Source organism: Haloferula sp. A504 (assembly GCF_044385805.1).
GTDB lineage: Bacteria > Verrucomicrobiota > Verrucomicrobiia > Verrucomicrobiales > Akkermansiaceae > Haloferula.
The window spans coordinates 1-26,786 of the sequence record NZ_JBISBU010000054.1; the positions used below are offsets into that span (position 1 = coordinate 1).

General features: G+C 64.2%; 15 protein-coding genes and 1 tRNA gene. 9 read left to right on the forward strand and 7 right to left on the reverse strand.

From position 1 onward, the window contains the following. Positions 1 to 331 (reverse strand): hypothetical protein (locus tag ACG2LG_RS19035; RefSeq protein ID WP_396261687.1); only part of this gene is annotated, 331 nt, incomplete at its 3' end. A 137-nt stretch (positions 332 to 468) separates the two neighbouring features. Between ACG2LG_RS19035 and ACG2LG_RS19040 the strand changes: the two genes are divergently transcribed. Further along, positions 469 to 1,539, forward strand: coding sequence for a substrate-binding domain-containing protein (locus ACG2LG_RS19040; RefSeq protein WP_396261689.1), 1,071 nt, complete (start codon positions 469 to 471; stop codon positions 1,537 to 1,539). A 149-nt stretch (positions 1,540 to 1,688) separates the two neighbouring features. Here ACG2LG_RS19040 and ACG2LG_RS19045 read toward each other — a convergent pair whose 3' ends face one another. From ACG2LG_RS19045 to ACG2LG_RS19055, 3 genes are all read right to left on the reverse strand, one after another. Continuing rightward, positions 1,689 to 5,276 (reverse strand): Ig-like domain-containing protein, encoded by a 3,588-nt coding sequence (locus ACG2LG_RS19045; protein WP_396261691.1) that lies wholly within the window; start codon positions 5,274 to 5,276, stop codon positions 1,689 to 1,691. Positions 5,277 to 5,693: 417 nt separating this feature from the next. Then, positions 5,694 to 9,203, reverse strand: coding sequence for a hypothetical protein (locus ACG2LG_RS19050; protein ID WP_396261693.1), 3,510 nt, complete (start codon positions 9,201 to 9,203; stop codon positions 5,694 to 5,696). 198 nt (positions 9,204 to 9,401) lie between these two features. After that, positions 9,402 to 11,666 carry a WD40/YVTN/BNR-like repeat-containing protein gene (locus ACG2LG_RS19055; protein WP_396261695.1) on the reverse strand — a complete coding sequence of 755 codons (2,265 nt, stop codon included), beginning with the start codon at positions 11,664 to 11,666 and terminating at the stop codon, positions 9,402 to 9,404. Positions 11,667 to 11,942: 276 nt separating this feature from the next. Between ACG2LG_RS19055 and ACG2LG_RS19060 the strand changes: the two genes are divergently transcribed. Next, complete coding sequence (locus ACG2LG_RS19060) at positions 11,943 to 13,139, forward strand: phosphoglycerate kinase (protein ID WP_396261697.1); 1,197 nt, start codon at positions 11,943 to 11,945, stop codon at positions 13,137 to 13,139. A 20-nt stretch (positions 13,140 to 13,159) separates the two neighbouring features. Continuing rightward, entirely contained in the window at positions 13,160 to 13,927 is a 768-nt protein-coding gene (tpiA, locus tag ACG2LG_RS19065) for a triose-phosphate isomerase (protein ID WP_396261699.1), read from the forward strand. A 10-nt stretch (positions 13,928 to 13,937) separates the two neighbouring features. On the opposite strand, the gene ACG2LG_RS19070 is transcribed toward tpiA, so the two are convergent. The 3 genes from ACG2LG_RS19070 to ACG2LG_RS19080 form a co-directional block, all read right to left on the reverse strand. Next, positions 13,938 to 14,135, reverse strand: a complete 198-nt coding sequence (locus tag ACG2LG_RS19070; protein WP_396261701.1) for a hypothetical protein — start codon at positions 14,133 to 14,135, stop codon at positions 13,938 to 13,940. Positions 14,136 to 14,202: 67 nt separating this feature from the next. Further along, entirely contained in the window at positions 14,203 to 15,318 is a 1,116-nt protein-coding gene (locus ACG2LG_RS19075) for a hypothetical protein (RefSeq protein ID WP_396261703.1), read from the reverse strand. Positions 15,319 to 15,446: 128 nt separating this feature from the next. Continuing rightward, positions 15,447 to 15,522, reverse strand: a tRNA-Lys gene (locus ACG2LG_RS19080). 387 nt (positions 15,523 to 15,909) lie between these two features. Here ACG2LG_RS19080 and ACG2LG_RS19085 point away from each other — a divergent pair. The 6 genes from ACG2LG_RS19085 to gpmI all read left to right on the forward strand — a co-directional run bounded on the left by ACG2LG_RS19085 (position 15,910) and on the right by gpmI (position 26,785). Then, a complete protein-coding gene (locus tag ACG2LG_RS19085) occupies positions 15,910 to 17,463 on the forward strand; it encodes an N-6 DNA methylase (RefSeq protein ID WP_396261705.1) in 1,554 nt (517 codons plus the stop codon). A gap of 337 nt (positions 17,464 to 17,800) precedes the next feature. Further along, on the forward strand, positions 17,801 to 18,253 hold the full coding sequence (gene tnpA, locus ACG2LG_RS19090) for an IS200/IS605 family transposase (RefSeq protein WP_396261707.1): 453 nt from the start codon (positions 17,801 to 17,803) through the stop codon (positions 18,251 to 18,253). 806 nt (positions 18,254 to 19,059) lie between these two features. Next, positions 19,060 to 20,292 (forward strand): restriction endonuclease subunit S, encoded by a 1,233-nt coding sequence (locus ACG2LG_RS19095; RefSeq protein ID WP_396261709.1) that lies wholly within the window; start codon positions 19,060 to 19,062, stop codon positions 20,290 to 20,292. 63 nt (positions 20,293 to 20,355) lie between these two features. Beyond that, entirely contained in the window at positions 20,356 to 21,705 is a 1,350-nt protein-coding gene (locus ACG2LG_RS19100) for an ATP-binding protein (protein WP_396261711.1), read from the forward strand. A gap of 273 nt (positions 21,706 to 21,978) precedes the next feature. Further along, on the forward strand, positions 21,979 to 25,137 hold the full coding sequence (locus tag ACG2LG_RS19105) for a type I restriction endonuclease subunit R (RefSeq protein WP_396261713.1): 3,159 nt from the start codon (positions 21,979 to 21,981) through the stop codon (positions 25,135 to 25,137). Positions 25,138 to 25,237: 100 nt separating this feature from the next. Beyond that, positions 25,238 to 26,785: a 2,3-bisphosphoglycerate-independent phosphoglycerate mutase gene (gene gpmI / locus ACG2LG_RS19110; RefSeq protein WP_396261715.1), complete on the forward strand. Its 1,548-nt coding sequence runs from the start codon at positions 25,238 to 25,240 to the stop codon at positions 26,783 to 26,785. Position 26,786: the final 1 nt, after the last annotated feature.

Sequence of the window (26,786 nt, forward strand, 5' to 3'; positions counted from 1 at the left end):
CCCCGGCACCATTGTTGTTGCTGTGATTCCACAGGTAGAAGTCGGTCAGGTTGACGGCGCTCGCAAAATCGAGCGTGATCGTAACCGGATATCCGTCGGTGGGCCCATTGGCGGTGGCGTAGGACACGTTGAAGTCAGCGGCACTTTCGGTATCCAGGTGTGATGTGTGACCTGCATCCTTGAGATTCTCAATGGGATAGTTCGTGGCACTGAATTCCCCACCCGTAGTCGTGGCGCTGTCGTGGTAGATAAACCCGACGGCCGCGTTCGCATGTGTGGAGAGCGCGGCAAGTGCAGCGACGGAGACGGTGGCAAGGATTTTTGTGCGCATGATCACATGAAGTTGGGTTTTGAGCCTCATTATTCCTTAGGAACACATTCAATAGACGGCAAACGGATACCACTGTCTATCCCCCGTGCGGGTGAAATCGCTCGACCTCCTGTCCCTTTTCGGGTCATTTTCCGGGCGTGGAGAAGCGCGGTTTTACGTCGATCACCGAACAGGTGGCTCAGAGCATCCGCTGCGGGGTGCGGCAGGGGCGTTGGCGGGAAACGGTTCCCGGTCGCAACCGGTTGGCGGTGGAGCTGGGGGTCAACCACAAGACCGTGACGGCGGCCTTGGACATCCTCGAGGCCGAGGGCGTGCTGGAATCGCAGGGCCCGGGACGGGAGCGGAGGATCGTCGATGTCGGCAAGCTCGATCCCGCTCCGCTGCGGGTGGCGATCCTGCTCTACGAGGAGAGTGACCGGGACACGGGTTACCTGCTCGCTTTGCTCCACCGCCTTCAGGATGCGGGCTATGACGCCAGTTACATGCCGCGGACCATGCGGGAGCTGGGCATGGATGTGGCCCGGATTGCCCGGGTCGTCCGACGGGCGGAAGCCGACGCCTGGGTGGTCGTGGCGGGGTCCCGCGAGGTTCTGGAGTGGTTTGCGGAACAACCGACCCCCGCCTTGGCCCTGTTCGGGCGCTCGGTGGGCGTCCCGATCGCCAGCTCCGCGCCCCAAAAGTGGGAGGCCCTCACCGAGCTCGTGGAGCGCCTCGTGAAGTTGCGTCATCGACGGATCATCCTTCTCGTGCGTGAGGAGAGGAGGAAACCGACCCCCGGTTTTCTGGAGCGTTGTTTTCTCGAAGAGCTTGAGGGTCACGGGATCCCGACCGGCTCCTACAACCTTCCGGACTGGAAGGATACGCCGGAGGGACTGCAAAGGTTCCTCGACTCACTTTTCCGGCACACGCCCCCGACCGCCCTGCTGCTCGATGAGCCGTCCCTTTTCATCGCCGCCCGGGACCACCTCGCCCGCAAGGGAATTCATGCCCCGGAACACGTGTCGCTGGTTTGCTGCGATGCGGATTCGACCTTCCACTGGTGCCGCCCCACGATCGCGCACATTGCCTGGGACAGTCGCCCCGTGATCAACCGGGTGGTGCGATGGACCAAGAACATCAGTCACCGCAAGGACGACCGGCGCAAGGTTTTCACCAAGGCCCGCCTGATCCTCGGCGGCACCCTCGGGCCGGCGCCGAAGGATCGATGACGGCAACCTATCCTCCTTCCCGCGCCGATCAATCTGCTGCAGGCGGTTTCGTGACCGCCGCTGGGACGAAACCCTCAAAACGACCTCTTGGAAGAGAAAAGCCGACCCCGACAAGCGGGACCGGCCTTGGAATTTGAGTCAGTGGCAGATCACTCGGCGGCCTGCAGGCGGCCAAAGAGCTTGCCCGCCACGGCTTCCCCGGAGGAGATTCTCGCGGTGACGGCGTTGAGCGCACCGCTGTCGTCGATGGTGAAATCAACCGGAGGGACCTGAGGATCCGGGGTGGTGTCGGGCACGATGGCCTGGTTGTCGCTCCACAGGTCTGAGATGCCGAGGTCACTGCTCCACTCCACCTTCATCGCCGCCGTGCCTCGGTCAGCGGGCTTGAGCATGCTGAAAGTCAGCACCAAGTCGCCACCGTCTTCGCTGACCTCCGGCAGCAGGCTGGTGGCGTCGGCGTTCGGACCGGGTGCTCCCAGCAGGAAGGCCATGCCGTTCTTGATTCCGTCGCCGTTGGTGTCGACATCAAAGCCAAGCCCGCCGGACCAGTCCTCGAAGATAGTGCGGATCTTGGTGATGGTGGCCGTGCCGATGGAAGCACCACCACTGTCCGTAACCGTGAAGGTCAGGTCACTGCCCGCCACGGTCGGCGTCACACTCACCCCGCTGAGCACGCCATCGACAAAGCTCGCCGAGGTGCCGCTGAAGCCGCCCGTGCCGCCGAAGTCCACCGTGCCGGTGAAGCCGGTGGCCACCTGGTCGGAAGCGTCCTTGGCGGTGATGGTGATGCCGGAGATCGGCTCGCCTACAATCTGCGGGGAGGAAATCGGCGAAATGTCGAAGCTCGCCACCGGACCCGGGCCGGCGCTTACGCCGGTCAGCACGATGCCGGCGGAACGGCCGTTGCCGCTTGGCTGCGAGTAGTTGTAAACGATGGTGTCATATTTTCCACCGTCGGTATCGAAAGCAACTTCCGCCACGTAATACTCGGTTCGGTTGGCGAAATCCGCGTTGGTGTGGAGATCCGGAAGAGAGATGTCGGGTTCGAGGCCCGAGGAATCCCGGAGGACCGCATCAACCACTGGCGTGTCGCTGAACGCCCCGTAGAAGATGTAGGCGGTACCCGAAACCAAGGTGGAAACGTCCATCGTGGCGGTCGCTTGTCCGAAGGACCGGTAACCCAAGGCAACCGCATCATGGGTCGTGGCCGCCACCTCTGCTTCATCCGCAGGAAGATTGAAATCCGGGCCCGGATCCACGTTGATCCAGAACTTTCTCTGGTTCATTCCGAAGGCGTCGAACACCGTGTCCGTGGTCGTCCAGCTGATGAACCCGCCGCTTTCCTGGGAAATGGTCAGGATATTATTCGGCCCGCCACCGATGAAGGACCAACCGACCACCGGATCAGAGAAAGTCCGCGTGAAGGGTGGGATGGGGGTCGAGTTATCCGTGTCCAGGGCAATGTAGGCTCCATAGCCGGCATTGTTCGGGTTTACCGAAATATGGTAAAAACGACCGGGTGTGGTGTCTCCCCAGGGATTGTCGATGGGGTCGACCTGGTCGACGAACTCCTCGGACGCAACGGTCTGCTGGAACCCGAGCGTGAAGTCGGCGGAATTGGCAGCGAACGGGATGACGTCGATGACGGTGGGATCCTGAATTGCGGACGATGTGTCGAGAGCGTTGCCCACGAGATCCTCGAGGTTTTCCGAGGCGTTGACCTGCAACTGGATGGTGCCGGTGCTCGTCGGTGTGACCACCAATTCGTAGATGCTGTCGGAAACCGACGTGAGACTGTCGACGGTCGCTCCGGCGGTGCCGATGGCTGAGAAGTCGCTGGCTTCGACCGTGGAGGCGGTCATCGGCTCGCTGAAGGTCACGGTGTAGGTCACCGAGTCGTTGTCATAGATCTGACCACCGGGCTTGTTGTTGGCGAAGGAGTCAAGCGTCGGCGGGGTGGCGTCGGCGGTGAAGTTCCATTCGCCCGCAGCGACCCCGGCGAAGCCATTGCCCGCTGTGTCCTCGATGGCCGTGTCGGTAATCGTGACTTCGTAGCTGGTGTCCGGTTCAAGGGAACCAGGATCGATGGTCAGAACGTTCGAGGAAACCGAGACCCCCGTATCCGGAAGATTGATAATCGTCGTGCCGGTGCCATCCACCGTATCCGTGATGGTGATGGTGCCGGAGCCCGTCAGTGCGATGTTCTCATTGAAGGTGGCCGTGAGGAAGGTTGGAGGATTTGCGGAAAGTGAATCATCCGCCGGCCCGGTCGCCGTGATGTAAGGAGCAAGCACGTCCGGTGCATAGGCCAAGAAGTTGGCCTGAATCTCATCCAGTTCGAGGATGTCATCGTAATAGGCCCGGATAAGGGCGATCTGGCCGTTGAAGGATTCCGAGTCCGCCTGACCACCGCCCAGGCCGCCCGCATTGGCTCCGCCCCGTGTGCCGAATGCCGAGCCATCATTTCCGGACCAGTTGCCATTGTCATTTGCCGTGCCAACAGCGCGTCCGTTGATATAGAGTATGTTCTCGAAGGGCGAGTTGGTGTCGACGGTGAATGCGGCATGGATGAACTCGTTGGTAGCATCATCCAAAAGGACACCATCCGGGTCGGTTGCCAGATCATAGGTGATCTGATTGGAGCCCGAGTCGTTGGAAAGATACAAAATATTGTCGTTCAGGAACAAGCCGAGGCCATTCGTCCCTCCGGTTTCGAAGAGGATCTGGCCGTTATCGGCAGTGTCGGTGAGGGCATCCGGCTTGAACCAGATCTCCATGGTCAAGGGGCTGACATTCCAAGCGCCGTTGTCGGCGAGAGGGAAACTTTCTGAAGTCGTGGTGCCCGCTGCAACCAAGAGCGCGCCACCCTCGTTGTCGATCTGTCCACCGGGAAAATCGTATGCGTGGGTGAATGCTGTCACCGAACCGCTCACGGCCACATGGTTGACCGCCGGGCTGTCATCGACGAGCAGTTCCTGCCCGGTGGGATTCCCCGGGGTGAGCTCCTCCCACACCTGATCCAAGCCATCGTCCTGGCTGGCATCCACAAGGAAGTCGAAGCCGGGAGTCCCGGGGCTCACCGCCATCGATGCCGTGACCGAGTCGAACGCGGCATTGGTCGCCGTGCCGTAAATAATCCCACCAATCTGGCGCCGCTGGTTGAGGGTGATGACGAAGCTGCGGGCACCCGGCGGCACGGCGATCGCCCCACCTCCAACATAGCCCACACTCCACCCGCCATCGGCCGTCTCGGGAAGGTCTCCGGTCGTGACCACACCCAGAGAACCGGCGGATCCATCGAAAAATTCGACCGAGACGACGGAACGCTCTTCGGGGAAATTTCCGTTGCTGTAGTAGAAGCTTACACCCAGCCTGACCGCTGCGGTGTCGATAACGGCGGCCCAAGTCGAGAGGTCGATGCTCTGCGAGGCGAACGAACTGGCGGGGTTCGAGGACGTGTCCGGGTCGGACGCGGTCCGGTTGGGAGAAAGGAACTTGCCCGAACCGCCCTGTCCGGTGTCGGGATCGAGGGCCCCGGTGAGTTCGGGCAATCCGGCAGACGTCCAGAAGTGGGTGGCCGTTCCACCGGTTTGAATGGTCCAGCCGGTGGCTCCCTCGGTTCCGTCGGCGTCGGTTTCAAAATCGCCGTTGACCACCGGGAGGGGGATGACTTGTCCATTGGCGATGTGCAGAATCGAAAAGGCAGCGGCGACGATCAGCGGGAGGCAGAGATTCATTCGAGTTCTCATTTTGATGGAAGCCGTATCGCTTCCCTATCGAGCCTCCAGACAAAAGTGACTGGATGGGGTGACCCCTTTTGGGACAATTTCGACCAAGCTGATGTGGAATTCTTCTTCAGCCGCCAACTCAAGTGATGCCCGCCCTGCGCGTTGGGCTACGCGAGATGAACTGGATGAAGGCCATTCGTGAGAGGAGCCGATTGGCACGATGGAGCGGAAGCAGCTCGTGTGGCCCGGGAACCGGGGATACGGATCGGTTCCCGCAACCTCCCGGACTGGAAGGGCACGTCCGCGGGACTGCAAAGCTTTCTCGACTCGCTTTTCCGGCACACCCCGCCGACCGCCCTGCTGCCCGATGAGCCGGCCCTGTTCATCGCCGCCCCGGGGGTGGACGGTGACTTCCGCCGGCGGTTTTCAGTCCGGCAGTTCGAATGCGAGGCGCAGGAAAGCTGTTCCTCCGGCCTGCGGCACCCGGCAGCGGCGGGCCTCGGAACCCGGGACTTCGACGGCGTCCGGGTCCGCCTCGTCGATGAGGCCGGTCGGCAACCAAGCGATCAGGTTGAGAGAGGTTTCCGGCCGGTAGACGAGGCCGGCGTTGACGCGGTCGTTCCAGCGCCGGTAGCGCAGGATGAGCCAGTCGCTGCCGGAGACCGACCCGACCTCGCTGGCGAGCGGCGGGAGGTCCGGTGCGTTCGGATTCATGTTGAGCGCGTATTCGACCAGGTTGGCCGAGCCGTCGCGGTCCCGGTCGGTGCCGGGCAAGGCGTCATCGCCGGTCAGGCTGTGGTTGGCGGTCCACGTCTCGTAGTCGAGTGCGCTGAATTCCTTGGCGACCAGGACCACGTTGTTCTGTGACACCGGCGGGTCTCCGGTGGTCGGGTAAGTGACGTCGAAATGGCTGGCGATCACCTGATCGAAGCCGCCGCTGCGGGCGCTCGAGGTGAGGATTTCGAAGGGGGTTCCATTGGCGGGATTGTAGCCGCCCTCGACGTTGGCGACGAGTGTTCCGGCCAGCGTGGCGCTGGCGTTGATCTGGAGGATGTCGAACTGCGGGGTGGCCGGATCCGGTCCGGCGACGCCGACTTCGAGACGGCCGGTGGCGGTCTGGACGAAGGGCGAGTCGATGATCATCCGTCCGGGCGAGGAGCCGATGGTCATGGTGCCCTCGTTGATCACCGAGTTGGTGTCGAAGAACCGGGTGAGCCGGACGCCGCCGGTGGCGTGGAGCGTGGCCCCGGGCAGGTTGCGCAGGACCGCCTGGTCGAACGTCCGGATCTCGCCGGAACCGCCGAGCGTGAGCGTGCCGGCGTTGCGCAGCTCGGCCGAGGTGGTCAATTCGCGGAAGCCGTTGCCGGTGGTGGCGGCGATGGCGTCGAGGGTGACCGTTCCGGCAATGAAACCGGCGCTCCATTCGATGGTGCCGCCGGTGAGCCTGCCGTTGTCGGCGGGATCCGAGGCAAGCGTGGCTCCCGCCAACTCGAAGATCGAGTTGTCGACGTGGGTCGTGCCGAGCAGGCGGGTGGTGTCCGCGGCGGCCACGGTTCGCCCGCCTCCGCTGAGGATGCCGCCGTTTTCGAGGTCGAGCGGGGAGTGGAACACAAGCCTGCCGCTGGCGGCGTCGATGGCGCCGTTGTTGGTGCAGGCGAAGTGGCGGATGCTCGCATCCCCGGAACCGGCCGAGCGGCGCAAGGTGCCGCGGTTGACGAGCTGGTTGCCGCCGTAGAATTGCGTGAAGACCTCGCCGTCGCCCGTGAGTTCCATCACGCCGGTCGGCGTGATCTCGACCAGCGCCCGGTCGTAGCCCCGGATCGCCCCCGGACCCTGCCACAGCAGCCGCCCATCGATGACGAGCCGGGACAGCGTGTTCATGTCGCGCAGGGTCTCCGGCGGGCCGGAGACCGTCAGGGTGGCGCCGGCCGGCACGCGGAGGTTTCCTTCGAGGAATCCGCTGGACCAGAGGCTGCCGTCCTTGAAGCGCAGCTCGCCCGTCTCCGCACCGCGCGCGGTGCCGCCGGCCAGATGACAGAAGACCTCGACCGGTGCCTCCGCCGACAGGGTCCCGCCGCTGAGTTCCACTTCGCCGGGGCCGCGGATCTCCGCGCCGCCGTTCAGCGTCATGGTCCCGGCGGCGAAATGGAGCGCGCCGGTGCCGGTCGATTCGAAGAGTCCGCTGCTGAGGCCGCCGTGGTTCGCGACCAGCCTGCCCGCCGGCGTGAGCACCGCGCCCTGGTTGTCGAGCCGCCAATCGACCCTCAGGTCGGCCGTGGCGGTGGTCGCAAGCTCGCCGTCGGGGAGGATTTCCAGGTGGTTGGTGCCGCCGAAGAACTCGTCCATGACCGCCGTGCCGGTGGCGGCCAGGGTGCCGCCGGAAAGAATGCGGATGGTGGCATTTTCATAGCCGTTGAGTGAGCCGGAAGCCAGTTCGATGGTGCCGGCCGACTCGATCCGGGCGCCGGTTCCGAGGCGCTTGAGCGCGCCGGTGCCGTCGACGATGCGGAGGGTCGCGCCGGCATTCACGGTCCAATCGCCCTGCGATTCACCACCGCTCCAGATCAGCATGCCTTGGAGCGAGCCGCCGCCGCCGATCCAGGTGCCAGCGGTCCACGAGGTGGGGGCACTGAAGGTGGCGTCGCCCAGAAGCCGGATCGTGTTGCGAAGGATCACTTCGCCGGAGCCGGTGATGGTGGGGCTGCCTTCGAACACGACCGTGCTGTTGAATTCGAGGGTCGACGCCTCGCAGCGGATTTCCCCGCGTTGGCGGTAGGTCCAGTTGTCGCAGATGGTGCTGCCGCCGCTGCCGGCCGATTTCATCAAGATGCCTTCGTTGATCAGTTCGCTATCGGCAAAGAAATGGTTGAAGGGGTCGCCATCGGCGGCGAGATCGCAAAGGCCGCCCGGCTGGATCCGAATGCGCCCGAGCTGGTAGCCGCGGACCGGCGCAGGGCCCGCCCAGCGGTAGGTGCCGGCCACGATCAATTCCGTCTCCGACCTCAAATCCTTTGAACCCGCGCCGGACACTTCGAGGCGCGAGCCGACGGGAATGGTGAGGATGCCCGCGATGTTTCCGGACAGCCAGTCGAGGGTGCCGGTGATGGCGGCGGGACCGGTGGCGTTGAGGGTCGCACCGTCGAGCACCAGGGTGGCCACCGTCCCGGTGATCGCGCCCTCCAGATGGGTGTTTCCAGAGAGCATGCGGATGGTTCCCGCGCCGGTGAGCGACGCGCCCGCCGGCAGGTGGTGGTCAGTGTGGACGAATTGCAATTCGCCCGTTTCGCAGCGGGTTTCCCCGCCGAGGTGGTAGGTCCAGCCGCCCTTGAGTTTGATGATTTCGGTGCCGCCCGCCTTGAGGAGCAGGCCGTGGTTGTGGAAGGTGTTGTCGGAAAAGAACTGCGTGAACGGATCCTCATGTCCGGTCAGGCTCCAGGTGCCGTGGTTGTGGATGACGACCGTCTGGTAGCCTTCGATCCGCCCTCCGCTCATCTCGACAGTGCCGGAATTGGTCAGCGTGGCATTGGTGAGCAGCCGCACGCTGCCGGAGGGGATGGCCAGGGTCACATCCGTGGGGATCGTGATCGCGCCGCTGATCGAGCCGCCGGACCAGGTGGCCGCTGTGGTCACATTGGCGGTGCCGGTGTTGAGCGTGCCAGCGGAGAGGTTGAGGGTGCCCACTGAAAGGTTCGGGATGTTTGCGGTGCCGCCGCTGACCGTCAGCGAGTTGAGCGTGCGGTCGTCGGTCGAATTGGCGAACCCGGATGGGATCACCGCATCATCGCCGGGGCCGGGGACGCCGCCGGTCCAGTTGCGGTAGTCGGACCAGTTGTTGTCATGTGCGCCGGTCCAGGTGGTGGTGATGGCGTCGGCATGACCGGCCAGCAGGAGCATGGGGCCGGCGAGGGCGGCGATCGTCCGGAGTAGGGATGGCATGGGACCCATTGGATTGCGTTTCATGGCGGGAGTGGATGGTCGGATGAGGGTGAAAGAGCTTCCCGCCGGGCATTGCGATCAGGGGCACGGCGGTTTTTCTGGGCTTGGTCTTTGAGACCGGAATGGAAGGTGTGATGCTCCAGCGGGGTTTCGGCGGGCGGGCCGGAGGATGGTGATCCGCGGTGGCCCGGGCGAGGGTCAATCCGCCTCGATCACCTGGAGCCGGTAGAAGGATGAGGGGGTGGATGCGAGCGGGGCGGGGAGTTCGACGAATCCGTATCCGGTGGGGTCGATGTGGATGTGGACCTGGCCGGTGCCGCATTCCTGGCCGGGATGGAGGCGGAAGATTTCCGACCACCCGGTGGCTCCGAGGTCGGGCGATTGCTCGAGGATGTAGAGGATGTCGGGCGGATCGGAGGAGTCGGGCGCGAGGCGCAGTTGTCCGGAAGCGGCGTCCCAACGGAGCAGTCGTGCGAAGTCCGCCGCCGTGGCCGGGGCGACGGCCGGGATGCCGAAGCCGTAGGCCAGGAGGTTCGGCACGCCGTCGCCATTCGGATCGTCATCGGGACCGTCCATGCCGGGCGGCGGCGCCTGGGCGGCGATCCAGTCGCCGAAGTCCGGGGCGGGATCGGAGGTGACGATGATGCCGCCCTCGGCGCTGGCGATCAGTCTCCCGGTGTGGGTCGGGAGAATGGCATGCAGCATCTCATGAGTCCTGCCGTAGCGGCGGGTCCACGTCTGGCCGTCGCCACTGGTGTAGATGGCACCGCCGTAGCCGACCGCGACGTAGCCCTCCGCGGTGCGGGTCACGTCCCGGAGCGCGAACACCTCACCGGTCGTGTCGAGCGTCCAGGTGGTGCCGTTGATTGATCGCAGCACGACGCCGTGCGATCCCACGGCGAGAAAGCCGCCGGTGGGGATCGCGATGACCTGGAAGAGGTGGTCGAGGGTCCCGGAGCTGCGGGGCGTCCAGGTCACGCCATCGGGCGAGGTGAGGATGGTGCCGCTGAGCCCGACGGCGACGGCCAGGCTTGAAGAGACCGGGGGCTTGCCGGTGAGGATGGAGCCGAGGGCGACACCGCGGAGCGCCTCGGAGGTGCCGCTGGTGCGCGAAGTCCAGACCCAGCCGTGGATCGTGGCCTCGCCGGTGAGAATGGTTCCGTATTCCCCCACCGCGATCGCGCGGTCCGGCGTCGCGGGATTGATGAAATCCGCCCAGGTGACGGCTCGCAGCGTGTTGCCGGTGCCGGAGGTCTCCGTGGTCCAACTGGTGCCGGTTTCCGACAAGAGAATCGTGCCGGAGTCGCCGACGGTGATGAAGCGACGCGAGGGAAACGGGGTGACCGTGATGCCATTGAGCGAGCGGGAGGTGACCGGGGTGACGTCGGAGCCGCTTTCACCATCATCGTCGCTGTAGGAAATGGAACCTTGCGTGCCGACCACGACGATGCGGTGGGTGCCCCCGATTTCCGTCTCGATGAGATCGAGGAAAGTCGGGGGTGTGCTGCCTTCGGCGCTGGTGGTCCAGTTGGCAGGGACGGCGGGGGCGGCCTGGTCCGACCTCAGGATGAGGCCGCCTTCACCCAGGGCGAAGAGGTGGCTCCCCGTCCAGTGCAGGCCGTTGATCCGCATCGTCGGACCGGCCGCGTGGTGGTCCCAGGTGGTGCCGTCGGGAGAGGTGAAGATCTTGTCCGCGGTGGAAGCGGCGACGAATCTTGAACCCGTCCACGTGACGGTGCGGAGCGGTGACAAGGGGAAGGCGCTCATGTCGACGACCGACCAGGTGATCCCGTCCGGCGAGGTGAGGACGAGCGGGGCGGCGGCTTCCCAGTCGTAGCCGACGGCCACGAAGCCGGAGCCGTCGCTGGTGACGGCATCGATGGCCTTGGTCGTGCCGGATGGGCGGGGGGTCCAGGAGCTGCCGTCCGGCGAGGTTTCGATCAGCCCGGCCGAGCCGACACGGACGAAGAGGCTGCCATTCCAGGCGACGCTGGAGTAGTCGTCGGTGCCGCTCGGGGTGGCGCTCCACGAAAGACCGTCGCCGCTGGTGTAGCAGCGGGCGTTGTATCCCATGGCGACGAGGGTCGAGCCATCGGAAGCGACACTGGAAAGAAGCTGGCCCGAGCCGAGGCACGAGCGTCGCCAGATCTGCCCGTCGGGCGAAGTCATCACCATCGCCGAAACGAAGCCCTCGCCTCCCACGGCGACGAAACGCGAGCCGTCCCAGCAGATGTCGGTGAGGTCGAGCTGGCTGTCGGGCTGCGGGGTATCCCAGGTGAGGCCGGCATCCGTCGAGCGGCGGATCACGCCTCCGTTCCCGACGGCGACGATCACTCCGGCCCCGTTGCTGGCGGTGGCCTGGAGTTCGGCGTGCTCGGGCTGGAAATGTTTGCGTTCCCAGAGGATGCCGGGCGGGCTGGCCGCGGAGGCATGTGGGGCGAGCGCGGTGGCAATGGCGAGCAAGATGTGGCACCGGTTGACCGTGTCGCACCTTCGGCGGATCCAAGACGGGACGGCTTTCATCGGAGTACGGAATTCCGGCTTCCCCTTTGTGTTTTTATGAGGCGGGGGCCAGTTCATCAATTTGCAAAGCAACGCGGATTCCCTCGATTTCCCCGCATGGCTTGCTCATTTCCGACGGTTGGATTTTCAGGGAAGTTCCCGGCCCGCTCCACCGGTGACGGAGAACGTCTCACGCGGTGCTTGACTGATTGGCTCGGGCCATGCGGCATTCCCCGCATGTCGAAACTCTCGATCCGCGACCTCGATGTGCAGGGCAGGGAAGTCCTGATGCGTGTGGACTTCAACGTGCCGCTCAAGGACGGTGCGATCACCGACGATACCCGCATCCGCGCGGCGCTGCCGTCGATCGAGCACCTCCTCAAGGGTGGTGCCAAACTGGTGCTCTGCTCCCACCTCGGACGTCCGAAGGGCCAGGCCAATCCGGAATTCTCGCTGGCGCCCGCCGCGGCGCGCCTCGGCGAACTCATCGGTGCCGAGGTGAAGCTCGCGCCCGACTGCATCGGCGACGAAGCCGCCGCCCTGCGGGCCGGCCTCGGAGCGGGTCAGGCGCTGCTGCTGGAGAACACCCGTTTCCACAGCGAGGAAACCGACAACGACGCGGCCTTCGCCAAGCAACTCGCGGGCAGTGCCGAGATCTTCGTCAACGACGCCTTCGGCACGGCCCACCGCGCTCACGCCTCGACCGAGGGGGTGACGCATCACGTGACCACCAGCGCCATGGGCTTCCTGCTGGCCCGCGAGCTGGAGTATCTGGTCGGCAAGCTGGAGAGCCCGGAGCGTCCCTTCCTGGTGATCATGGGCGGTGCCAAGGTCTCCGGGAAGATCGACGTGATTTCGAACCTCATGGACAAGGCCGACGCCTTCCTGATCGGCGGCGCGATGGCCTACACCTTCCGCAAAGCGCAGGGCTACGCGGTCGGTGACAGTCTGGTCGAGGACGACAAGCTCGACCTCGCGCTCGAGATCCTGAAGCTGGCCGAGGAAAAGGGCACGCGCTTCCTGCTGCCGCCGGATTCGCTGGTCACCAATGAATTCAAGGAGGGTGCCGAAACCCGCGACAGCGGGGTCTTCGGGGAGGGTGGCGCGATCGAGGACGGCTGGCAGGGCATCGACATCGGACCGGCGGGCATCGAGGCCTTCGTCGAGGAGGTCGGCAAGGCCAGGACCATCGTCTGGAACGGCCCGATGGGCGTCTTCGAGATCCCGACCTTTGCCAAGGGCACCGAGGCGGTGGCCCGGGCCGTGGCTGCGAGCGACGCGGTGACCATCGTCGGCGGCGGGGATTCCGTGACGGCGGTGAACCAGCTCGGCCTGGACGACCAAATGACCTTTATTTCGACCGGTGGCGGTGCTTCGCTCGAGCTACTGGAAGGTAAGGAGCTGCCCGGAGTGGCGGCATTGAGCGAAGCCTGAATTCAACGACCCACACGACCATGACCCGCAAGCCGATATTCGCCGCCAACTGGAAGATGAACAAGGGGGCCTCGGAGACCGAGGACTTCGCCAAGGCCATCCTTCCCAAGGTCCAGCACCACACCTTTCCCTGCGACATCGTCATCGCGCCGCCCTTCACCTCGATCCCCAAGGCGGCCGAGTTGCTCGGCAACGTCTCGTCGGTCGCGCTGGCCGCGCAGAACTGCTCGCAGTTCGACTCCGGCGCCTACACCGGCGAGGTGAGCCCGATGATGCTCAAGGAGTTCTTCGTCCACTACGTGATCCTCGGGCACAGCGAGCGCCGCGCGATCTACGGCGAGAGCGACGAATTCATCAACGCCAAGGTGCTCAAGGCGCTGGAGGTGAACCTGCGCCCGATCTTCTGCATCGGGGAAACGCTCGAGGAGCGCGAGGCCGGCAAGCTTGAGGAGGTGCTGCGCCGCCAGGTGACCGTGGGTCTCAAGGATGTTTCCGAGGAAGGACTCGGCGACGTGGTGATCGCCTACGAACCGGTCTGGGCGATCGGCACCGGCGTGACGGCCACCGCCGAGCAGGCCCAGGAGGCTCACGCCTTCGTCCGCTCGCTGATCGCCGAGCAATTCGGTGGCGAGGCCGCCGCGAAGATCCGCATCCAGTACGGCGGCAGCGTGAAGCCGGGCAATGCCAGGGAACTGATGGCCTGCCCCGACATCGACGGCGCCCTGATCGGCGGCGCGGCGCTCGAGCCGGCCAGCTTCCTCGAGATCATCGAAAACGGCACCGCCTGACGGGGCGGGATCAGCGCCTCACGAAGAGGACGATCAGCCCCAGCACGAACAGGATCAGCAGGATGGCGAGGAAGGTCACCACCTGAATGGCGGTCTTGCGGTCCGCGGCTGTTGGCCCGGATGGTGCCTTGCGTTTCCTGGGGAGGTCCTTTCTCGACGCGAGCTTGTCCGCGAGGTCGTCGAGGTGGATCTTCGGGTCGTTTCTCATCGGGGGAGGTCCGGTATCAAATGCCTGATCGCCAATCACTTGGCAAGCATGGCTTTTTGCCCCGACCTCAGTCTTTGACGGTTTCGAAGGCCCGGACCAGTTCGCGCTGGTCTTCCGTCGAGAGTTCGGTGAGCGGATAGGCGGTCCAGGTGCCCTCGATCTTGAAGTGGATGACATCGGTGCCCGGCTTGTAGCGCGCCTCGGCCTCCAGCTCCCCGTCGCTGCGGTTGGTCCATTTCCTGACCGGAATCGCCACGCCGGGTGGAGGCTCGGGTTCCGGCGCGGGTTCAGGGATGGCTTCTGGTTCGGGGTCCACGACGACGAACTCGTCGAGGTTCCGCGGGTTGATGGCGGCGCCGGTGACGAGGATCATGGCATCGTGCCGGACTTCCCTGCCCCCGAGATACATGCCCCAGCGGAAGTTGGTCTCTCCCTGCGTCCGGGCGTAGCTGCCCTCGCCCTCTTTCCTGCCGTTGAAGTAAACCTCGTAGTCGTGACCGTTCTCCCGGATCCGGATCTGGAACGGCTTTGCGGTCATGTTCCTCGCCATGACCTTGTCTTCCCCCCGGCGGTGGTTCAGCGACACATCGCCGTCGTCGTTCATGTTGATCATCACCGACCAGTCGTTGTGGGGGTTCTTCGCCTGGAAGATCGAGCACCCGTGGGGCTTGATGATGGTGTAGGTGCCGACCCATTCCTGCCAGCCGTCGCCCTTCTTCCACTTGAAGGCGCTGAAGGCCTCGGTCCGGGCGGCGAGCTCCCGTGAGTTGCGGACGTTTTCCTCGCCTTTGAAAAGCCGGAAGATCTGCGTGTTGCCGTCCTCCTGGTACCATCGTGACCACTTCGGGAAATCCGGCCGCCGGATCATGCTGTTCCCGAGCGTGTGGATCATGATGTCCTCGATCACCCGCCGACTCGTGCTCGGGTAGCCCTTCAGCAGGTCCTGGTTGACCTCGATCCTGGATCCCTTGAATCCGTTTCCGGAGTTCCGGCCACGCGGCAGCTTGCCGCTCTTCATCACCTCGGCGAAGCTCGGGTCGCTGCCTTTCTGCGTGTAGAAGGCGTCCGGACTCGCCGCCGGGAGGCCGGGCTGGAGCACCGCCCCGATGATCAGCAGGCGGAGCGCCTTCGGCAGAAGCAGGTGTCCGTTTCTTTCCGCACCCATCGGTGATCTCGGGATCATTGCCATGAAGGTGGGGTCCCGATGGCGGAAAACCGCTCTCTTGGCAAGTTCCCCTTCGCCTTCCGGGTGACACCGGCAGGGATCCACCAAAGGAGAAGGCCGCCTGCCTCATCGGCAAGCGGCCTTCCTGGTACCCCGTCTAGGACTCGAACCTAGGACCAAAAGATTAAGAGTCTTCTGCTCTACCAACTGAGCTAACGAGGCGTTATCGGCGCAGCGAAGGCTTTCCTGCGTGGCGCAGGCACAATAAACCAGTGCCGGGGTGGGCTGTCAACGCGCAAGGAACGCGCTGCAAGGAACCCAGGATCAGGAATCCCGGATTCCGGGAAATGAACCAAAATCTGCAGTTGCAGGCTCCGAACGAGGGCCCTTGACCACGGATTGCACGGAATTCACGGATCATACGGAGGCGAACCAGAGTTGGCCCGTCTGAGACTGCTGGATGCGAACGCAAGCGGGACCCCGGCCTTGCCGCCGGTCCTCTGCCTCCGTTAGGCTGTCAACGTTCGATCAGGAGGCGAAAGGGTGGGGGAGTCCACCACCCACTCCCCCTGCGGATGTCCGAAGCCTTTCCCGATCCTCTCCCCATCCATGCCCGCCAAGAAACGCGCTACGAAAGCCGCCCGCAAGCAGGGCCAGTCCGCCAACCTCGGCTTCGAGCAGAAGCTCTGGCTCGCCGCCGACAAGCTCCGCTCGAACATGGACGCGGCGGAATACAAGCACGTCGTCCTCGGCCTGATCTTCCTGAAATACATTTCCGACGCCTTCGAGGAAATGCACGCCAAGCTGGTGGCCGGCGAGGGCGAGTATGCCGGGGCCGATCCCGAGGACGCCGACGAATACAAGGCCGAGAACGTCTTCTGGGTGCCGCAGGAAGCCCGCTGGGGCCACCTCCAGGACCACGCCCGCCAGCCGACCATCGGCAAGCGGGTCGATGATGCGATGGTCGCCATCGAGCGCGACAACCCCCGGCTCAAGGGCATCCTCCCGAAGGACTACGCCCGCCCGGCGCTCGACAAGCACCGGCTCGGCGAGTTGATCGACCTCATCGGCACCATCGGCCTCGGCGATGCCGAGAACCGCTCCAAGGACATCCTCGGGCGCGTCTATGAGTATTTCCTCAGCGCCTTCGCCAGCGCCGAGGGGAAAAAGGGCGGGCAGTTCTACACGCCGCGCTGCGTGGACCGACTCATTGTTGAAACCGTTGCGCCGAGAAAAGGGAGCCGGGTCTATGATCCCGCCTTCTCTTCCGGTCCCCGTCTCGTGATGGCGGCAGAGTTTCGTCAAGAGAACGGCGGTAACGCCTCCGACATCGCTTTATATGGTCAAGATGCCACCCCGACCGCCAGGCGATTGGCCTTTATGAACTTCGCGATCCGGGGCATCGAGGCCGACATCGGTCTCGAGCATGCGGATGTTTTTCGCCGTGATCTCCATCCGGAACTTCAGGCCGACTACGTCGTTGCGGGGCCCCAATTCAACGACTCCGACTGGCACCGCAAGGAGGACGATGTGCGCTGGAAATACGGCATCCCGCCCAAGGGCAACGCCAACTTCGCTTGGGTCCAGCACTTCCTCCACCACCTCGCCCCCGGCGGCATCGCCGGTTTCGTCCTGGCCAACGGCTCGATGTCCTCGAACCAATCCGGCGAGGGCGAGATCCGCAAGGCGCTGGTCGAGGCCGACCTCGTCGATTGCATGGTCGCCCTGCCGGGGCAGCTCTTCTACTCGACCCAGATCCCCGTCTGCCTGTGGTTCCTCAAGCGCAACAAGACCCGGCCCGGCCACACCCTGTTCATCGACGCCCGCAAGCTCGGAACCCTGATCGACCGCGTCCACCGCGAGTTGACCGAGGAGGACATCCGCAAGATCGCCGACACCTACCACGCGTGGCGCGAGGGCGGCGACGGCTACGAGGACATCGCCGGCTTCTGCAAGAGCGCCACGCTGGAGGAAATCCGACAGCACGGTCATGTCCTCACGCCGGGCCGCTACGTCGGGGCCGAAGAGGTCGAGGACGATGGCGAACCCTTCGAGGAAAAAATGCCGCGGTTGGTGGCGGAGTTGAATGACCAATTCGCGGAGTCGGCGAAGCTGGAGGCCGCGATTCGCAAAAACCTCAAGGGACTCGGCTATGCACCCTGAATCGGCCCAAAAGAAACCCCGGGGCCTCTCAACCGCAAGCGGTCAAGGAAGGGATCCCGGGGTCAACGAGGAGAAGTTAGCTCACACGATTACCCGGAGCAAGCCGTCACTGCCCCAACGCGGCAACCTGCGCCAGCCCAGGCACCGCCCCAGGAGACCATGATTCAGCCACTTTCCACTTCCCCAACGGGGCAACCTGCGCCAGCCCAGGCACCGCCCCGGGAACCATGATTCGCCCACTTTCCTCTGCCCCAACGGGGCAACCTGCGATAGCCCGGGGCACCGCCCCGGGAACCCATGCCCAAATATTTCCCCAGCCCTGAAGGGGCGTGATCCGATGCCGCAATCCCTCGCCCAGATCCTGGTCCATCTCGTCTTCTCCACGAAGAACCGCGAACCCGTCTTGGACGACGACATCCGTGACGAACTCCACGCCTACATCGGCGGCATCGTCGGCAACCAAAAGGGCACCCTGCTCAAGGCGGGCTCGGTCGCCGACCATATCCACCTGCTGGTGGCGCATCCGCGCACCTGCGCGCCCTCCGACCTGGTTCAGGAAATCAAGACCGGCTCCTCGAAATGGTTGAAGGGCAAGGCACCGCGGTATGGCGGCTTCCATTGGCAGAACGGTTACGGCGCGTTCTCCATCAGCCCGTCCCATCGCCCCGCATTGGAGCGATACATCGCCAACCAGGCGGAGCACCACCGCAAGATCACCTTTCAGGACGAGTATCGTCGTCTTCTCGAAAAATACGGCATCGAATTCGATGAACGGTATGTGTGGGATTGAACGAAACGACGCCATCCCCACGCCAACGGCGTGGAAGGCGACAGCCCGGGGTGAAGCGAAGCGCAACCCCGGGAACCCCGGGACCCCGCCCGCAAACCAGCCCCGCCCCAACGGGGCGGACGGTGGCCCCACCCATGTCACAGGTCGGATGAAACGGCACGACATGATCCCCACGCCAAGGGCGTGGAAGGTGAAAGCCCGGGGTGAAGCGGAGCGCAACCCCGGGAAACCATGCGTCAACCAACCTCGCCCCAACGGGGCGGACGGGGGTCCCGCGTGCGCCATGCGTCATCGCGATGCGGAGCGTCATTGCGCCCCGTTGGGGCGCGGATGTTGGGGCGCACGGATTCCCAGGGCGTTGCCCTGGGCTGTCACAGTTTGCCCCTTCGGGGCCGGGGAAATGCCGCATGCCAACCAACCCCGCCCCAACGGGGTGAACGGTGGTCCCGGCCATGCCACAGGTCGGATGAAACGACACGACGCCATCCCCACGCCAACGGCGTGGAAGGTGACAGCCCGGGGTGGAGCGAAGCGCAACCCCGGGAAACCATGCGCCAACCAGCCCCGCCCCAACGGGGCGGACGGGGGTCCCGCGTGCGCCATGCGTCATCGCGAGGCGGAGTGTCATCGCGCCCCGTTGGGGCGCGGATGTTGGGGCGCACGGATTCCCAGGGCGTTGCCCTGGGCTGTCACAGTTTGCCCCTTCGGGGCGGAGGAAGGAGGGGCGGATGATGGCGGGTGATTTGGTTAGAGCGTGTCCGACTGTAGGGGACTTGCCAACTGGTTGGCAGGTGAAGCCTCTTCGCTTGATTTGCACAAAAATCGGCACGGGTGCGACGCCACGTGGCGGCAGCGAGGTCTATTTGAAGGCGCGCATCAATCACGCGCTTGTTCGCAGTCAGCATGTATTCGACCGACATTTTGATACGGCGGGCTTGGCCTTCATCTCCGACTTCGATGCCAACGGGCTTCGAAACGCAGAAATCCAATCTGGCGATGTCTTGCTCAACATCACGGGTGATGGTGTGACCTTTGGACGGTCCTGCATCGTCCCGGACAGGATTCTTCCTGCTTGCGTCAATCAGCACGTTGCAATCATCCGGCCAGATCGCAGCGAGTGCGATCCGGGCTATCTTCTATCGGTGCTCACACACCCGGCAACGAAGAGTTACATCGAATCATTTAACTCCGGCGGGAGCCGCCGAGCGATTACCAAAGGACACATTGAGTCGTTCGAGATTCCGCTCCCACCCCTCCCCATCCAGAAGCGCATCGCGCACATTCTCGGGACGCTGGACGACAAGATCGAGTTGAACCGGCGGATGAACGGGACGCTGGAGGCGATGGCGCGGGCGCTGTTCCGCAGTTGGTTCGTCGATTTCGACCCCGTCCGCGCCAAGATGGACGGCCGCCAACCGCCCGGCATGGACCCCGCCACCGCCGAACTCTTTCCCGACTCCTTCGACCACGAAGGCTCAGGAATTGTACCAAAAGGCTGGGCCCGCAAACGCTGGGGCGACATCGTCACGTTGGAATACGGGAAGACTCTCCGGGGTTACCGTGAAAACAAGGGTGGGTACCGGGTATTTGGCACCAATGGTCCCATCGGATTCAATGATGAGCCGCTGTGCCCGACAGCGGGTATCGTCATCGGAAGAAAGGGTGCGTATCGCGGCGTTCATTTCTCCCCCGATCCTTTCTTCGTGATCGACACGGCCTTCTACCTCAAGCCGACGGCTGTCCTGGACCTCAAATGGGCGTACTACGAACTTGTCCGGCTCGACATCAACAGCATGGACTCCGGTTCCGCCATTCCATCGACCAGTCGCGAAGACTTCTACGGCATTCCCGTCTTCGTACCACCACCGCAAATTCAAAAGTCATTCGGCGAGATTGTTGACAGATGGTTTGCCCAGATGTTCGCGAATGACCACCAATCCCACACCCACGCCGCCCTCCGCGACACCCTGCTGCCGAAGCTGCTTTCCGGCGAGTTGAGCGTGGCGGAAACGCCGGACCTTCTTCAAACTGCGAGCTGACGCATGTCGACGACGGTCCAACAGATTGATGCCTAGCGCTCGGCCCGGTCCGAGCACCAGCGGTTGGAGTTCAAGGAGGCGAAGAGGCAGTTCGACAACCGCAAGCTCTACAAATACTGCGTCGCCCTGGCCAACGAGGGAGGCGGGCATCTGCTGCTGGGGATCGAGGACGCACCGCCGCGCAAGGTGGTCGGTACGGCCGCCTTCAACGATCCGGTGGCGATGGCGGCGAAGATGTTCCAGGCACTGGGTTTCCGGGTGGAGATCGAGGAGGTGATGCATCCCGACGGACGGGTGCTGGTGTTCCATGTTCCCGGGCGTCCCCTCGGCACGGTGTATGATTTCGAGGGTTCCTACCTGATGCGCGCCGGCGAGGAACTGGTGTCGATGAGTGAGGACCGGCTGCGGGCGATCTTCGCCGAGGGCCAGCCCGACTGGCTGTCACAGCCTGCGCTGAGGGAATGCGCCGATGATGAGGTGGTGCGGTTGCTCGATACGCAGAGTTACTTCGACCTTCTGCACCTGCCCTATCCGGTGAACCGGGCGGGCGTGCTGGAGCGATTCGAGAGCGAGAAGCTGATCCAGCGCGACGGTGTCGGATGGACGATCACGAATCTCGGCGGGCTGCTCTTCGCGAAGAAGCTGGACCCCTTCGACCGGCTGGCCCGCAAGGCTCCGCGGGTGATCGTTTACGAAGGCACGAACAAGCTGAAGACCAAGCTCGATAAGCCGGGAACGAAGGGCTACGCGGTCGGATTCCAAGGGTTGGTGGAGTTCATCAACGGACTGGTGCCCTCGAACGAGGTGATCGAGCAGGCGCTGCGCCGGGAGGTGAAGATGTTTCCCGAGATCGCGGTGCGCGAGCTGGTGGCGAACGCGCTGATCCACCAGGATTTCACCGAAACGGGCGCGTCGGTGATGGTGGAGATCTACGACGACCGAATGGAGATCTCGAATCCGGGGAAGCCGTTCATTTCGCCGGACCGGTTCATCGACGAATACCAGTCCCGCAACGAACGGCTGGCGGACCTGATGCGGCGGCTCGGGGTCTGTGAGGAGAAAGGCAGCGGCGTGGACAAGGTGATTCAAGCAGCCGAGTTGTTTCAGCTTCCCGCCCCGGACTTCCGGGTGGGGGAAAAGCGAACCTCGGTGGTGCTCTTCGGCCACAAGGATTTCGAGGCCATGGATCGAAATGATCGGATCCGTGCGACCTACCAGCACTGCTGCCTTCGTTACGTGATGAACGAGAAGATGACGAACCAGACCCTGCGTGAGCGGTTCCGGCTTTCGCAGAAGAAAACCGAGTCCGTTTCGCGGGCGATTCGTGACACGGTGGAGGCCGGAAAAATCAAGCTGTCCGACCCGGAGCAGTCGTCGTTTCGCTACCGGACCTACGTGCCGTTCTGGGCCTGAATCTCATTTAGACGCAAACCGAAACCAGATGCGCCAATTTACCCAATTCCATGAAAACCAGCAAGTTAGGCATTTAGTCGCTAATCGCCGCCTGCCTGAAACGGCTGAGGCCGCCCGAAGGCGGCCTCGAGAACTCCTCCCACACCTGGCAGGTGAGACTGAGGAATTCATGGTCGGAGGGGAGCCCGGCGTCAAGGGCGCGGTTCGAACCCACGGTGCAGCGGGAGCCGTGGATTGTCGTGATTTCTTCGCAAAATCAAGGGTTTCAGTTCAATGAGCATCGCGGAATCCACCGTCGAAGAAGCCGCTCTCGAATGGTTCGGCGAGCTGGGCTACGCCACCGACAAGGCCGAGCGGATCGCGCCCGGCGAGCCGGCGGCGGAGCGGGACACGTTTGCCGATGTGGTGCTGGAGGGGAGACTGCGCGACGCCATCGAGCGACTGAATCCCGAGGTTCCCGCCGATGCAAGGGAGGAGGGGCTGCGGAAGGTGCTGCTGGCCGAGTCCCCCTCGCTGGTCGGGATGAACCGCAACTTCCACCGGCATCTGCGCGACGGAGTGGAGGTCGAGTTTCGCCGGGACGATGGGTCTATCGGCGGCGACCGGGTGATGTTGGTGGATTTCGACTGTCCCGAGCAGAACGACTGGCTGGCGGTGAACCAGTTCACGGTGATTGAGAACGGCCACAACCGTCGCCCGGACATCGTCGTGTTCGTCAACGGCTTGCCGGTGGGCGTCTTCGAGCTGAAGAACGCGGTCGCGGAGAACGCGACGATCTGGAACGCCTGGAACCAGCTCCAGACCTACAAGGAGGCGATTCCGTCGCTATTTCACTTCAACGAGCTGCTGGTGATTTCCGACGGCTTGCAGGCCCGCGTCGGCTCGCTGACGGCCACCAAGGAGTGGTTCAAGGTCTGGCGGGCGGATGATGGAACTGGCGACTCAGGAGGCGTTCTGGAGCTTGAGACGCTGGTGCGTGAGATCTTCGCGCCCGAGCGGTTGCTGCGGATCATCCGCAATTTCATCGTCTTCGAGGAGGATCCCGATAGCGGCGATGTGGTGAAGATCCTCGGTGGCTACCACCAGTATCACGCGGTGCAGGCGGCGGTGGACGAAACGGTGCGGGCGAGTGGAGCCGGAGTCGCCAAGGGCAAGCTGGAGGCCGGGGAAGGCCAGTTCTGGGCCGGCGAAATGCACGGGGGCGAGCCGGCCGACCGGCGGGCTGGGGTCGTGTGGCACACCCAGGGATCGGGCAAGAGCCTGTCGATGCTCTTCTACGCCGGGCAGATCATCCTCCACCCGGCGATGGCCAACCCGACGCTGGTGGTCCTCACCGACCGCAACGACCTCGACGACCAGCTTTTTGGCCAGTTCCTCCGCTGCCACGACATTCTGCGCCAGAAGCCGGTGCAGGCGGAGAACCGCGAACACCTGCGCCAGTTGCTCCAGGTATCGAGCGGCGGGGTGGTCTTCACGACGATCCAGAAGTTCATGCCCGACCAGAAGGGCGAGCGGATGCCCGAGCTTTCCCCGCGGGAGAACATCGTGGTGATCGCCGACGAGGCCCACCGCAGCCAGTATGACCTGATCGACGGGCTGGCCCGCAACCTCCGCGACGCGCTGCCCAACGCCTCCTTCATCGGCTTCACCGGCACCCCCATCGAGAAGACCGACGCCAACACGCGGGCGATCTTCGGCGACTACGTGTCGATCTACGACATCGAACGGGCGGTGCGGGACGAATCGACGGTGCCGATCTACTATGAGAGCCGGATCGCCAAGCTGTCGCTGAACGAGAGTGAGTTGCCGCACCTGGACGACGAGTTCGAGGAAATCACCGAGGGCGAGGAGGAGGAGCGCCGGGAGCGGTTGAAGACGAAATGGGCGGCGCTGGAGGCGCTGGTGGGCAGCGAGAAGCGGATCAAGTTGATCGCAGCCGATCTGGTCGAACATTTCGAGAAGCGGCGCGAGGCGATGGAGGGCAAGGCGATGGTCGTCTGCATGAGCCGCCGCATCTGCGTGGATCTCTACAAGGCCCTGATCGAACTCCGCCCGCAGTGGGCCGGGGCCGGCGATGAGGCGGAGGCCGAGAGCGGTGCCGATTGCGTGGCGAAGATCGTGATGACCGGATCCGCCAGCGATCCGCTGGATTGGCAACCGCATGTCCGCAACAAGGCGAAGCGCAAGGAGCTGGCGCTGCGTTTCAAGAACCCGAAGGACCCCTTTCGCATCGTGATTGTGCGCGACATGTGGCTGACCGGCTTCGACGCCCCGTGCCTGCACACGATGTATGTGGACAAGCCGATGAAGGGCCACGGACTGATGCAGGCCATCGCCCGCGTGAACCGGGTCTTCAAGGACAAGCCGGGCGGGCTGGTGGTCGATTACCTCGGCCTGGCGGACCAACTGAAGCAGGCGCTCGCGAACTACACCGAGGGCGGAGGCAAGGGGAAGCCGACCTACGATCCGGCCGACGCCATCGCCGCGATGCTGGAGAAGCACGAAGTGTGCTGTGCCATCCTCCACGGTTTCGATTGGTCGAAGTGGACCGACGGCTCGCCAGCGGAGAAACTGGGGCTGATTCCACCGGCACAGGAGAAGGTGCTGGCGCAGGAGGACGGCAAGGCACGGTTCACGGCGGCGGTGAGGGACCTGTCGAGAGCCTTCGCCCTGTGCGCCACGGCGGAGCCGGCGGTGGAGATCCGCGACGACATCGCCTTCTTCCAGGCCGTGAAGGCGGCGCTGACGAAGAGCAGCAGCAGCGACAAGCCCCCGGAGGAGATCGATGCCGCCATCCGACAACTCGTTTCCGCCGCCATCGTCCCCGGTGAAGAGGTCATCGATGTCTTCACCGCCGCCGGCCTCAAGCGGCCCGACATTTCCATCCTCTCCGACCAGTTCCTCGCGGAGATCCGCGGGCTGAAACACAAGAACGTCGCCGCCGACCTGCTGGCGAAGCTGCTGAAGGACGAGATCAAGAGCGTGGGCAAGCGGAACGTCGTCCAGTCGCAGACCTTCAGCGAGAAGCTCAAGAACACCCTGAACGCCTACCACAACCGTGCCATCGCCACGCAGGAGATCATCGAGGAACTCATCAAACTCGCGAAGGAGATCGAGGCCGCCCACCGACGCGGCGAGGATCTCGGACTGAACGACGACGAGGTCGCCTTCTACGACGCGCTGGCGCAGAACGAGAGCGCGGTGAAGGCAATGGGCAACGACGAGCTGAAGGTGATCGCCGCCGAGCTGGTGACCCGGGTGCGGGAGAGCGTGACCATCGACTGGACCGTCCGCGAAAGCGCCCGCGCCAAGATCCGGATCATGGTCCGCCGGATCCTGCGCAAGCACGGCTACCCGCCGGATCTCCAGGAAGAGGCGACCAAGCTGGTGCTGGAGCAGGCACAGGTGCTGTGTGCGGAATGGGCCTCATGAAGGCGGGATCGGGGAATGGCAGCGAACCGGCCGGCTGGGGCTCGAATTGTCAGGCTTGCCTCTGGACCTTGGCACGGTGGGACGCTAAACGCGGCGTGACATGGCGAAGAAACCAGTGGTTCTGATCATTCGAGACGGCTGGGGTGTGAACCCCGGCGGCGACAAGACGGCGAAGAAGGACGGCAACGCGACGCTGCTCGCGGAGACGCCGTTCCATGAGGAGATGATCGCCAAGTACCCCAAGGGTTTTCTCAGCGCCTCCGGGATGGATGTCGGCCTGCCCGACGGCCAGATGGGCAACTCGGAGGTGGGCCACCTGAATCTCGGAGCAGGCCGGATCGTCTACCAGGACCTGACACGCATCAACAAGGCGATCGAGGATGGAAGCCTCGCCGAAAACGCCACCTTCAAGCGGGCGCTCAAGCAGGCCGCCGGGAGCAAGGGTCGGCTGCATCTCATCGGATTGGTTTCCGATGGCGGCGTGCACAGCCACCAGGACCACCTGTGCGCGATGGTCGGGATGGCCGCCGAAGCCGGCGTGAAGGACATCATGGTTCACGCCATCACCGACGGGCGCGACACCTCGCCGACGGCGGGAGCCGGCTACATTTCGGAAGTGGAGGACCGCATCGCCCGACACGGGGCCCGGATCGCGACGGTGGTCGGGCGCTACTACGCGATGGACCGCGACCGCCGCTGGGAGCGGGTGAAGCTGGCATGGGACGCCATCGTGCATGGCAAGGGCGAGTCGAAGATGGTCCTTGCCTCCGAAGCGGTGAAGGAGTGCTACGCCGGCGACAAGACCGATGAATTCCTGATGCCGATGGTCTTCGGCGATGCCGGCAGGCAGCGGATCCGCAACGGCGACGTGGTGATGTTCTTCAACTTCCGGGCCGACCGTGCGCGCCAGCTTTCCGAGGTGTTCCTGCACGAGGGAACGTGGACCGAGTTCAAGGCCGGGCGGCGGCCGAAGGTCCACTACGTGACCTTGACCGAGTATGACGCCGACTACGATTGCGACGTGGTCTTCCCGCCCGAGGAGCTGAAGAAGGTGCTCGGTGAAGTGGTTTCCGCCGCTGGGAGGAAACAGCTGCGCATCGCCGAGACCGAGAAGTATCCGCACGTGACCTACTTCTTCAACGGTGGCGTCGAGAAGAGCTTCAAGGGCGAGGACCGCGTGATCATTCCCTCGCCGAAGGACGTGGCGACCTACGACCTGAAGCCGGAGATGAGCGCGCCGACGGTGACCGAGACGGTGGTCGAGAATCTCAAGAACTACGATCTGGTGATCCTCAACTTCGCCAACCCCGACATGGTCGGCCACACCGGCGTCGTCGAGGCGGCGATCAAGGCCTGCGAGGAGATCGATGCGGACGTGAAGGCCGTGGTCGACGAAACGCTGCGGCTGGGTGGCAAACTCCTGATCACCGCCGACCACGGCAACTGCGAGTTCATGGTCAATGCCGACGGCTCACCCCACACGGCGCACACGACCAACCTGGTGCACGCGTTCTATGTCGCCGCCGACGCCGGTCAGGTGAAGGTGGCCGACGGGATTCTCGCGGACGTGGCACCGACGCTGCTCGACATGCTCGGCCTCGACCAACCCGCGGAGATGACCGGCACCTCGATGCTCAAGCGCAAGTGAT